This window comes from Synechococcus sp. R70.1 (assembly GCF_047461675.1).
Lineage (GTDB): Bacteria > Cyanobacteriota > Cyanobacteriia > Thermostichales > Thermostichaceae > Thermostichus.
This window is the reverse complement of the sequence record NZ_JANSHR010000029.1, coordinates 1-2,500: the sequence shown is the minus strand read 5'-3', so window position 1 is coordinate 2,500 and position 2,500 is coordinate 1. Positions and strand designations below refer to the sequence as shown.

General features: G+C 68.8%; 3 protein-coding genes (1 of these 3 cut by a window edge). 2 read left to right on the top strand and 1 reads right to left on the bottom strand.

The features are described from left to right. On the top strand, positions 1 to 695 hold the 3' portion of the coding sequence (gene moaA / locus NW807_RS05030) for a GTP 3',8-cyclase MoaA (RefSeq protein WP_414425444.1). It extends 283 nt beyond the left edge of the window; only the last 695 of its 978 coding nucleotides appear in the window; the start codon falls outside the window, past its left edge; it ends in the stop codon at positions 693 to 695. Here moaA and NW807_RS05025 read toward each other — a convergent pair. Further along, positions 673 to 1,503, bottom strand: a complete 831-nt coding sequence (locus tag NW807_RS05025; RefSeq protein WP_414425443.1) for a DMT family transporter — start codon at positions 1,501 to 1,503, stop codon at positions 673 to 675. The genes moaA and NW807_RS05025 overlap by 23 nt on opposite strands. Before the next feature lie 17 nt (positions 1,504 to 1,520). Here NW807_RS05025 and NW807_RS05020 point away from each other — a divergent pair. Further along, positions 1,521 to 2,500, top strand: a 980-nt coding sequence (locus NW807_RS05020; RefSeq protein ID WP_414425442.1) for a polyprenyl synthetase family protein, incomplete at its 3' end; no start/stop codon positions are given.

The following is a 2,500-nucleotide window of genomic DNA, read 5'->3' as shown; positions in this document are numbered from 1 at the left end:
CCACCAACGGCCTCCTCTTCGCCAAACGGGCCAGGGAGCTGGTGGAGGCCGGCCTCAACCGGGTGAACATCTCCCTGGATGCCGTCACCCCCGAGGTCTTCACCCGCATCACCCGGGGGGGCAGGGTGGAAAGGGTTTTGGAGGCCGTGGAGACCGCTTTGGAGCTGGGCCTTCACCCGGTGAAGCTGAACGCCGTGGTCATCCGGGGGATGAACGAGGAGGAGGTAGTCCCCCTGGCGGGGCTCTCCCTGGAGCGCCCCCTCCACATGCGCTTCATTGAGTACATGCACCTGGACAACTCCGACCCCGAGGAGTACCGCCGCCGCTTCGTTCCGGGCAAGGAGACCCGGGCCCGGATTGAGGCGGTCTACGGCCCCCTGGAGCCCGTCCCCCACGACCCTTCCTCCCCGGCCCGGGTCTTCCGCATCCCCGGAAGCCAGGGAACGGTGGGCTTCATCAACCCCGTCACCGAGCCTTTCTGCTCCCACTGCTCCCGGCTTCGCCTCACCTCGGACCGGAAGCTGAGGCCCTGCCTCCTCACCGATTTGGAAATGGACATCGCCTGGGCCTTCGCCGCCGAGGAGCCGGTGGAGGCCCTGGTGGACGCCATCCTGATCGCCACAAACCGGAAGCCCGCCTTCGGCAACACCCTGCCCACCCTGCGCAAGCGGGTCATGCTGGGGATCGGCGGATAGCCTGGAGGGTGGCCAGGATCACCAAAGAGGCCCCAAGGAAGCCCCAGGCGCCTAGCCTCTCCCCCAGGACCAAGAAGGCGAAGAGGGTGGCCCAGACGGGCTCCAGGGTGTAGAGGATGGCCGCCTGGGGCGCGGGCACGTGCTTCTGCCCCCAGGTCTGGAGCCAGGTGGCGAGGGCGGTGGCCGCCACGCCCAGATAGAGGACCGCTCCCCAGGGCACCCCCTCCAGGCGGAAGCCCTCCGCCAGAGCCCAGGGCAGGGCGAAGAGGCCCGTGCCCAGGACCTGGACGGCGGTGAGGGGCAGGGAGGGAATGGCCTTGGCGTGGACCTCGAGGCGGACGATGTAAATGGCGTAGGTGAGGGCGGTGAGGAGGGTCCAGAGGTCCCCCACGTTCAAGGGGGGCTGCCTGGGGTCGTAGGAGAGGAACCCCACCCCCAGAAAGGCCACGAGGGGGTCGAGCCAGACCCCACGCACCCGCCTCCGCGCCATGGAGAGGAAAAGGGGCACCAGGACCACGTTTAAGGCGGTGATGAAGGCGCTCCGGCTGGCCGAGGTGTAGAGGAGCCCCACCGCCTGGGAGGCGTAGCCCAGAAGGAGCCAGAAGGCCAGCTCCAATCCCGGCCCCCACGCCCCCCGGGGCAGGCGCAGGAGGAGGGGCAGGAAGAAAACCCCCGCCACCAAGAAGCGGAGGAGAACCAAGAGGCTTGGGGGGATCTCCGCCACCGCCCCCTTGACCACCACGAAGGTGGTGCCCCAGATCAGGGTGAGGAGGTTAAGGGCGAGAAGGCCCAGGGCGTAGCCACGCATGGCCTAAAGTGTATAGCATGGTGCCCGCGCCCCAGGAAGTGCGCAAGACCCTGAGGGAAAGGCTCTTGGCTCGCCTCCGCCACGAGGACCCCCTTTATCAGGCCCTTCTCCAGGACTACCCCCGCCGCGGGGGGAAGATGCTCCGGGGCCTCCTCACCTACTACAGCGCCCTGGCCCACGGGGCCCTCGAGGAGGGCGCCCTGCTTTTGGCGGAGGGACTGGAGCTTTTCCAAAACTGGGTCCTCGTCCACGACGACATAGAGGATGGGTCCGAGGAGCGCCGGGGGCTTCCCGCCCTCCACCGCCTCCACCCCATGCCCCTGGCCCTGAACGCGGGGGACGCCCTGCACGGGGAGATGTGGGGCCTCCTGGCCCAGGGGGTGGCCCGGGGCGTCCTGGGCCCGGGGGTCCTCCTGGAGTTTTACCAGGTGGTGCGGCGCACCGCCTACGGCCAGCACCTGGACCTCCTCTGGACCCTCACGGGCAGGTTGGACCTCACCCCTGAGGACTACTTCCTCATGGTGGGGCACAAGGCCGCCTACTACACCGCCGTGGCTCCTCTGCGCCTGGGAGCCCTCCTGGCGGGAAGGGAGCCCCCTCCCCTCTACGAGGAGGCGGGGCTCAAGCTGGGGATGGCCTTTCAGATCGTGGACGACGTGCTGAACCTCGAGGGCGACGAGACCTACGGCAAGGAGCGGGCCGGGGACCTTTACGAGGGAAAGCGCACCCTGATCCTCATCCGCTTCCTGGAGGAGGCCACCCTCGAGGAGCGCCAGAGGGCCATGGCCCTTCTGCGCCTCCCCCGGGAGGCCAAGCCGGAGGAGGAGGTACGCTGGCTCTGGGAGAGGCTCCTTGCCTCCGAGGCCCTGGCCTGGGCCAAAGGCGTGGCCCAGCGCCTCAAGGAGGAGGGGCTTGGGGTCCTTTTTCCCCTCCTGAAGACCCTGCCCAACCAGGAGGCGGCCCGGGTTCTGGTAGGCCTCCTCGAGGCCCTGGTGGA

Excerpts from the sequence above, each read along its gene's own strand:
- NW807_RS05025 (WP_414425443.1), bottom strand. The coding sequence starts at position 1,503 with ATGCGTGGCTACGCCCTGGGCCTTCTCGCCCTTAACCTCCTCACCCTG.